This is a genomic window from Candidatus Binatia bacterium (assembly GCA_023150935.1).
Taxonomy (GTDB): Bacteria; Desulfobacterota; Binatia; order HRBIN30; family HRBIN30; genus JAKLJW01.
The window spans coordinates 1-7,511 of the sequence record JAKLJW010000077.1 but is presented as its reverse complement, the minus strand read 5'-3'; the positions used below and the strand labels follow the sequence as shown (position 1 = coordinate 7,511).

Genomic DNA, 7,511 nt, shown 5'->3' with positions numbered 1-7,511 from the left:
ACGCGTGTTCGGGTTGCGGATGTTGGCGGTGAAGAACTCGATGAACCGCCAGGCCGCCCGATCACCCTCGCGCGCGATCATCGCCGGCACTCGATCGAGGCCGACGTGGGCGAGACTCCGGATGGCGGGAAGGTGTCCTATATGTGTGAATGATAAGGTCCTTTATCATTCGCTGTCAAAGCCGTGGCGGAGGGCCGGCGATGACACGAACGAAGGAGAGCTTGGGATGACGCATACGATACTGAGACTTCCGGAAGTGAAGGCGCGCACGGGCCTGTCGCGGAGCACGATCTACTTTCGAATCGCCGAAGGCGCGTTCCCCAAACCGGTGAACCTGGGTGGGCGAGCGGTCGGCTGGCTCGAAGCCGAAGTTCAGGAGTGGCTGCAGCAACGGATCGACGCGAGTCGCGTCCACCTTCGCTGAAGCTTCGGTCGACAGGCTGGCGAAGACGCACACCGAGATTGAAACCAGCGCCGCGATCGCCGGGACTTTCACCCCCTCGTTTGAGTCGGGGGTTGCCGCCGCCGGCTGTGGTGGCGACGACGGAAAGCCCGATCGGCTCCACAGCGAGCCGACCGTGCCCGCAAGCCCCCTGCCTGAGGGCAACCGCGGTCAGAATTCACGAGCGCCGGCGATCACGCGGACGATCTGGTTGATGGAAGTATACCACGTTCACCGGAGCCCTCGGCTCAAAGTGGGAATGAGAAAGAGCCGCCCGATGCAACGGGCGGCTCTCTGATAACGGGTAACGACCTTTCACCAGTACCCGTCGTCGACGAACGAGACGTAGCGCTTTCTGTGTCCTTTCGGCAAGCGTGCGTAGCGCGAAGATTTCTCCGTCCCCGGCTGGTAGGCCGGGCGCGCCAGCGCGCGCCGGCGACGCTCAGGCGGGCGGATCCGCGCCGCTGGCGCAGGCCGCCAGCGTGTCCCGGTAATTCCACGGCAGCCACGCGGCCGGGTTGGCTTTGAGTGCGTCGGCGTGGCGCTGGAGCTGGACGAGGTAGTCGAAGGGGTCGGCGCCGTTGAGCTCGGCAGTGTAGGTCAGGCTCATGTAGAGGTCGCCGACGGCAGCGCCGGTCTCGGTCTTGTAGAAGAGCGAATTCTTGCGATGCAGGATCGCCTTCTTCAGGGCGCGTTCGCAGATATTGTTGTCGAGGGGCGCCCCGGCCTGCTCCAGGAACCGCGTGAGCTTCTGCCAGTGCTTGATCATATAGGTCACGGCGCCGCCGAGCGTGGAGTTGGGTTCGACCTTGCGCAGGGCGAATTGCTCGTGGAGCCACCACAAGAGCCCGCGCATCGGGGGCCCGCTGTGCTGCTGATGAAAGGCCAGACGCTGCTCGGCCGACATCTGCTCGCCACCAGCGTGCGCGTCGTTGCGGTAGACCTCGCGCAGGGTATCGAGCACGGTGCGGCACTGCTCCGGAAAGCTCGGCGCGACCTCTACGAATTGGCGGCGGGCGTGCGCCATGCAGTTGGCGACGATGGAGTCGAACTCCCCGGCGGTGTTGTGGGAGAGCGCATCGCACATCTGGATGGGTGGCGGCAGCGCCGCGGCCCGCTCCTGGAGGACGCGGGCCAGGTTCTCGCCGGCGTGCTGTCTGCCGGTGAAGTACAGGGCGATGTCGTGGGCCGCGGTGCGGGAGACAATGCCGGTGGTATAGACCCCCGTGCGCTCAGCGCGTTGCTCGTCTTCGGGGAACGGCGAATGGCCGAAGGCGAGCAGTTTCATGGTGGTGTCGTCGTTGTGCACGATCTCGCCCTGCGCGGCCTGGCGGATGAGCTCGTGGAAGACCACCCGCAGCCCGGTGGCGGCGGCCGCCACCAGCTCCCACTGCGTGGCCGCGGGCAGCGGGATGCCCAGATTGCGCTGTAGCTTCTCGAGGCGGTGGAACGGCAGCCCGCAGGCGTACTTCAGCAGCGCAATCATCGCCGTCGCCGTCTCGTCGTACTTCTGCTCGCCGACCCCCGCGGGGGCGGCGGCCGTGAAGACCTCGCCGCACAGATTGCAGCGCAGCCGTTCGAGCTCGTAGCGAACGGCCGACAGCGGCGCCATGCCCCGGATGCGCACCAGCACCGCCGGCTGCGGCTGGGTGTAGAGCTTCCCTTTCACGCACTCGGGGCAGCGATCCCCGTGATGCAGCGTGCCGTGCACCACGCAGACCTTGACCGCCCCCGTGAACGACTCCGCACCGTTGCGGCCATGTCCGGGGCGCCGCCGCCGCGCGGGGTCCGTCGCGGCGCCGCCGTCGGCGGCCGCGCTCCCGGCCGCCGCCTGGTCGTCCCGGGGCGGATCGGGACAGACCGTGGCGGTCTTCTCCGTGCGGGCGCCGAACAGCATCCGGCGCAGCCGCAGGATACTGGCCCCCTTGCTGCCGATTTCGTCCGTGAGAAACGCGAGCGTGTCGAGCGCCCCCTGGAGCTTTTCGCGCTCCGCGGCGCTGAGCCGCGCCCGCGCGACGATGGCCGTGAGCTCGCCCAGATCCAGATCGCGCCGCACGACTGTCATCGCTCCGCCGCCAGCCGTTCGCGAAAGCGCGGATGCAGCACGTACCCGAGCACCTCCTTGCGCGAGCGCGTGGCGTGATGCGTCCGATCGTCCTTGCCCCGCCCGGTGGTGCGCCCGAGCCGGACCCAGTTCGCCGCCCGGTAACAGGTGCCCGCATAGCGCGCGGGATCGACGAAGGTCTCGGCAAAGTAGATCGGGTGCCCGTAGTGCTGCTGCCAGTCCGCCGAGAGCCGGCGCATCATGCCGCCGAGCAGATGACTGGCCAGGTACCGCACCTCCACCCACGGCAGGATCAGGAAGCGGGTATTGTAGGCGACCCCCCGGATGTTTGCGCGGCGCGCGGCCATCGACCAGCCGAGGAAGCGGTCGCGGGGGGCGAGGTGGCGCGGCGCCGAGCTCCACGCGAACAGGGCCAGCGGCTGCTTGCCGGCGCACACCAGATACTTCAGGTGCTCGCCGACCGGCTGCGTGTAGCCGAGGGGGTGGTGCGCGTCGAGCAGCGCGTTGAACAGGCGTTCCCGCTCGGTGCGGCGCACCGGCACGAAGGCCAGCGGGCCCAGGTCCGCGAGCGCACACCGTACCGGCGTCCGGTCGATCGCCGTCGGCGTGGGCCGCACGCGGTGGGCCAGCGGATTGGGCGGTCGGTGGTGGGGCGCCGGCAGCGCGATCAGCCCCGCGCGGTGCAGGCCGAGCATCAGCCCCCGGCACACCATGTCGCGCGGCCGGCCGTTGGGCTGCACCCACTGCCACGCGGCACAGAGGTGCTGCGAGAGGGCGCGCCGGGTCGCCTGCGGATGCGCAGCGATCAGCGCGCGGATCGTCTCCAGATCGCCGGCGGTGACCCGGCGCCCGCGGTACGCGAAGACGACCTCGTCCATGCCGCCACCGCGTACCAGAGTCCGCGATGGAACGCAAGCCGCCCCCCGTCACTCACCGCCGCTGACGCGCCGCCACACGGCCACCGCCCCCGTGCCACGCGGATCGCCGCCGCGCAGCAGCACCGCCAGCTCGTGCACCTCCAGCTCCCGCGCGGCCGGCCAGTAGGTGAACCGCGAGCTGGAGAACCGCTTGTGACACAGCCAGAACCCCTGGCCGTCGTACACCAGGATTTTGATCGCGGTGCGCCGCCGGTTCCGAAACACGAAGGCAGCGCCCGAAAACGGATCCGCGGCCAACACCGTGCGGCAGCGCGCCGCCAGCCCATCGATCCCGGCGCGAAAGTCCACCGGCTCGACGCCCACCAGCACGCGCATCTGCGGCGCGATCTGGATCATGCCGGCGGCCCCACAAACGCCGCCACCACGGCCGGGACGTCCACTGCCCCGCTCAGGCGGACCACCAACCGGCGCCCGCTACGGTCCGTCACCTCGACCACGGTCGGCGCGCCACCGCCCAGCAGCGTCGCGCCGTCGATGGCGACGAACTCCGCCGGCCCTCCCGCTGCCATGCCCGGCTCTCCCGCGCCGCCCACCCGCTCCTTGAGCGTCTCGTACCCGACGCCCAGCGTCCGGGCGACGCGCGACACGCCGTGCGTCCGCGCCAGCGCAGCGGCCGCCGCCCACAACTCCTCGGGCATCCGTGTCCGTTTCACCCGCGTCTCGCGCCAGCGCTCGATCCGCCGTCGCAGCCCGGCCACCCGCGCCGCTTCCTCGCCCTCGCACCTCTGCTTCTGCATGAGCCGTCGCCCTCCCGTGGCGACCGCTCCGCAGTGTAGTCAGCGCCGGCCAGGCGGGCATGCACGCTTGCCGAAAGGACACCGCTTTCTCGGCAGCGACCTCGTCCACTGCGGCACAATGTCCTCACTTGAGCGCACTAGCCCCAAAACAAGCGCTTGTGGATAAGTTCCATGCTGCGGACGCGAAAATTTGATCGTGGGACGGGACAGAAGTGGGCCGCACGCGTAGCTGATGACGGCGACCACGGAAAAATCGTCGCTCTACCAAGCGCTGTGGTCACGATTGTCGACATTCGGGCGCAGTCCTCTCGACGCTGCGCTTGTCGTCGCTGCGTGAAGGCCGGATCGCTTCGTTCAAGCAGTTCGCCATCGATGAAAATAATCTGTTCCGCTCGTCAGCAGCTCAGCCCAGGGGCTGTAGGTCAAGATGCGCAAAACCATCTGGCGCGCTGTTCGCACCACCTGACACGGCACCAGCATCACGCTGTGCAGAAAACGTCGATGCTCCATGCGGCGCAGCTGTCCCGCCAAGCGCTTGGGCAACAGGATCGACATCCAGATCCTCAAGTTCCACGCCAGCGTGGCAATCACCGCATAGGCCCAGTTCGACAGCAGAGCGTCCGAGGGCATCCGAAAGGCCTGCACTCCGTTCTTGAGTTGCTCGATGATGTTCTCTTGGGCGCATCGATCATTCGCTTCGAAGACGACCTGCGCGGGCGCGAGCACGTCGTCGTGCACGTTGGTGATGTAGAACAGGTAACGAGTCTGATCGAACAGGCGCTGTTGTCCCTGTTCAACCCGGACCTTCTTGCGCACGATGATCAGGCGGTACGAACGCTTGCACTTGCTCGGTCGGTAGGCGACCTCTGCCACGTGTTCTTCTTCCAGGATCAGCTTCTGGTAACCGCGTTCGTGGACAATGATCTCTTTGATGTTCTCCGGCCGTTGGCGCGGGCGCGTCGCCGGGGCAGCAGCCCAGCGCACCAAGGGCCTAAAATCCTTCTCCGACAAGCCATCGGCGAGCTCGACCACATTGCGCTGCGCGTCCATACCGAAAACGAACTCCACTGCGTCCTCGGTCCAGCGATCGAAGTTCGCCGTCAGCGAAAAGTCGGTATCCCCACGCAGTCGCACCCGACGAAAGCCTCCCGCTCGCACCAACGCCACCGCCTCATCCATGTAAGCAACCGCACCGCTGTGGGAAGGCGCATTGCCCGAGCGATTCTTGATGAAAAGCACCTCCTCGGTGTTTGCCAAGGTGATCACCAAGGGGGCATAGCCCCAGATCCCCTTGTAGGAGATGTCCATCCCTTCTTTGCACTCCCCCGTGGTCGGAGCGATGGTTCCGTCCACATCGATCAGGGCCAGGGCCCTGTCCTTCTTGGAAAGTTTCTTCCAGACCTTCACGCGTGCTGCGTTCGTTGCCGCCATCAACTCCATGACCTGATGTTCACCGAAGCGGCGCAGAAAGTCACCTGCCGTCGTCGGGTCCGGAACACGTTCGCACCCAAGTGTGTCCAGGTAAGCCTCGTTGCCACGCAGGCGCTCCAAGTCCTCCAGCCTCGTGCCGCCGCACAGCACGTTGTAGGCGAGGTTCAGAACATGATCGGATTCGTGGTACGGGAAATGTCGCTTGAAAACGTGCACGCGCTCATCGATGCTCTCGGCCAATCCGATCGCACGCACCATCTCATGGATCAGCCCAATCCCACCACACGGCATCGCCTTGATCCGCGCCGATATCTCGTAACGAACGTTGCTGCCCGCCAACATCGGTTGCGAGCAGTCTCCGGGAAGATTGTCCCGATGCAGCCGCGTTGCCAGGCGCAAGCTTTGTTCCTTCCACACCACCGCATCACGATCCCTCATCCGAAACCCACCTCCACCGCCTCATTCGCAGCAACGCACGATGCTCTTTTACCCTTGTGCCACAAGGGTTTCCAGCGGCACGACCAAGCTTCAGCAGTTGGCAAGTACTTTTTCAGGGACTAGCCCAGCCGCCTAGACATTGCCGGAAGCTACTGAGAATCTCCGACGACGACTCGCGTACGAGATCGACCAGTTTGCCTCGCTCGGTTGCGCGGCCGCCTTCGAGCAACACCCCCATCGTGCAGAGCTCGGTCGCCTCGAAGGGGTCGTGGGTGACGAGCACGATGGTGAACGCGTGATCACCTGCAAGCGCCGCAATCTCGCGCAAGAGCTTCGCCTTGATCACCGGGTCCAATCCGGCAAACGGTTCATCCAGAAACAGAAACGCTGGCCGGACGGCGAGCGACCTGGCCAGGGCGATGCGCTGTTGCTGCCCGCCCGAGAGTGTTCCGGGCTTGCGGTCTGCGAGATCGGGAATTCCACAAAGCGCCAGGGCGTCGGCGGCGCGGACCGCGCGCTCGGCTTTCGGACACTCCGTGCCTCCAAGTCCGAGCAGGACGTTCTCCAACACGGATAGGTTTGGCCACAGCGCCAGGTCCTGAAACACCATGGCGATGCCCCGCCGGTGCGGCGGCAGAACGATGCGCTGGGCATCGGAGACCACCTCTCCACCGAGCAGGACCTGGCCGCTCGAAGGGGCCTCGAGGCCCGCGACCATTCGCAGTAGCGTCGACTTGCCGCACCCGGATGAACCGACGATGGCGGTGTGGTCCCCCGGCTCGACTCGCAGCGAGACGTCGTCCAACGCAAGCCGTCCGTTGTACTGCTTCGACACCCCTCGCAGCTCGAGATCTGCGCGTTTCATGTCTCCGCTGCTCCACTCAACACCCAGAGACACCCCAGCACCGAGGCAGCGCCGGCTATGTAAACAAGGCAGAGCGCCGACACCAAGATCTCCGGTGCGTTTGCCATGACCGTAAAGATCGTGAGCGGCAGGGAGGACTCGCCGGGCGGATGCACGAGCAAGACCGTTGCGATGTCGGCGGATGCAAGCAGGGCGACGAGGAGCAGCCCGACGCCGACAGCCGGGCGTAGAACCGGCATCAAGACGCGGGCCGCGTAGCGATGCAACGGGACGCCGTGCAGCGCCGCCGCCATCGCCCACGAGGGGGCCGTCGATGCCCAGGCGCGCAGAGCAATCACACTGGCCACCGGCACGAGGCGCAGCCCGAGCGCCACACAAACGGTCAGCCGGCTGCGCAGCAACGCATCTGCCCAGGCTGGCGCGCTCGTGGCGAGCCCCACGATGCCGAGCGCCGGTAGAGCCGGTGGCACGCAGAAGAGCGCCAACGTGGTGGAGGCCTCCGGGGTCGGACCCGCGGTAGCACTTGAATACACTTGACAGGAGTCGTATTTAGGGTCTTAAATAAGGGTTAGCGCTCGGATTCGAGCGCGAGAAT

Annotated in this window: 8 protein-coding genes; 1 reads left to right on the top strand and 7 read right to left on the bottom strand. The window is 66.5% G+C overall.

Annotated elements, in window-relative coordinates:
* The first annotated feature begins 226 nt into the window (after nucleotides 1-226).
* Nucleotides 227-424 (top strand): AlpA family transcriptional regulator, encoded by a 198-nt coding sequence (locus L6Q96_22695; protein ID MCK6557359.1) that lies wholly within the window; start codon nucleotides 227-229, stop codon nucleotides 422-424.
* 460 nt (nucleotides 425-884) lie between these two features.
* On the opposite strand, the gene L6Q96_22690 is transcribed toward L6Q96_22695, so the two are convergent.
* The 7 genes from L6Q96_22690 to L6Q96_22660 all read right to left on the bottom strand — a co-directional run bounded on the left by L6Q96_22690 (nucleotide 885) and on the right by L6Q96_22660 (nucleotide 7,449).
* Complete coding sequence (locus tag L6Q96_22690) at nucleotides 885-2,507, bottom strand: IS66 family transposase (GenBank protein ID MCK6557358.1); 1,623 nt, start codon at nucleotides 2,505-2,507, stop codon at nucleotides 885-887.
* Nucleotides 2,504-3,385 carry a DUF4338 domain-containing protein gene (locus L6Q96_22685; GenBank protein MCK6557357.1) on the bottom strand — a complete coding sequence of 294 codons (882 nt, stop codon included), beginning with the start codon at nucleotides 3,383-3,385 and terminating at the stop codon, nucleotides 2,504-2,506. The genes L6Q96_22690 and L6Q96_22685 overlap by 4 nt, the downstream gene beginning before the upstream one ends.
* Nucleotides 3,386-3,433: 48 nt before the next feature.
* A complete protein-coding gene (tnpB, locus tag L6Q96_22680; protein ID MCK6557356.1) occupies nucleotides 3,434-3,781 on the bottom strand; it encodes an IS66 family insertion sequence element accessory protein TnpB in 348 nt (115 codons plus the stop codon).
* Nucleotides 3,778-4,182, bottom strand: a complete 405-nt coding sequence (locus tag L6Q96_22675; GenBank protein MCK6557355.1) for a hypothetical protein — start codon at nucleotides 4,180-4,182, stop codon at nucleotides 3,778-3,780. Before L6Q96_22675 ends, tnpB begins: the two co-directional genes overlap by 4 nt.
* Before the next feature lie 354 nt (nucleotides 4,183-4,536).
* On the bottom strand, nucleotides 4,537-6,051 hold the full coding sequence (locus tag L6Q96_22670) for an IS1380 family transposase (GenBank protein MCK6557354.1): 1,515 nt from the start codon (nucleotides 6,049-6,051) through the stop codon (nucleotides 4,537-4,539).
* A 112-nt stretch (nucleotides 6,052-6,163) separates the two neighbouring features.
* The gene (locus L6Q96_22665; protein MCK6557353.1) at nucleotides 6,164-6,916 is read right to left on the bottom strand and encodes an ABC transporter ATP-binding protein; all 753 of its coding nucleotides are present in this window, start codon (nucleotides 6,914-6,916) and stop codon (nucleotides 6,164-6,166) included.
* The gene (locus tag L6Q96_22660) at nucleotides 6,913-7,449 is read right to left on the bottom strand and encodes a hypothetical protein (GenBank protein MCK6557352.1); all 537 of its coding nucleotides are present in this window, start codon (nucleotides 7,447-7,449) and stop codon (nucleotides 6,913-6,915) included. The genes L6Q96_22665 and L6Q96_22660 overlap by 4 nt, the downstream gene beginning before the upstream one ends.
* Between the last annotated feature and the right edge of the window lie 62 nt (nucleotides 7,450-7,511).

Excerpts from the sequence above, each read along its gene's own strand:
- L6Q96_22695 (MCK6557359.1), top strand. The coding sequence starts at position 227 with ATGACGCATACGATACTGAGACTTCCGGAAGTGAAGGCGCGCACGGGC.
- L6Q96_22690 (MCK6557358.1), bottom strand. The coding sequence starts at position 2,507 with ATGACAGTCGTGCGGCGCGATCTGGATCTGGGCGAGCTCACGGCCATC.
- L6Q96_22685 (MCK6557357.1), bottom strand. The coding sequence starts at position 3,385 with ATGGACGAGGTCGTCTTCGCGTACCGCGGGCGCCGGGTCACCGCCGGC.
- tnpB (MCK6557356.1), bottom strand. The coding sequence starts at position 3,781 with ATGATCCAGATCGCGCCGCAGATGCGCGTGCTGGTGGGCGTCGAGCCG.
- L6Q96_22675 (MCK6557355.1), bottom strand. The coding sequence starts at position 4,182 with ATGCAGAAGCAGAGGTGCGAGGGCGAGGAAGCGGCGCGGGTGGCCGGG.
- L6Q96_22670 (MCK6557354.1), bottom strand. The coding sequence starts at position 6,051 with ATGAGGGATCGTGATGCGGTGGTGTGGAAGGAACAAAGCTTGCGCCTG.
- L6Q96_22665 (MCK6557353.1), bottom strand. The coding sequence starts at position 6,916 with ATGAAACGCGCAGATCTCGAGCTGCGAGGGGTGTCGAAGCAGTACAAC.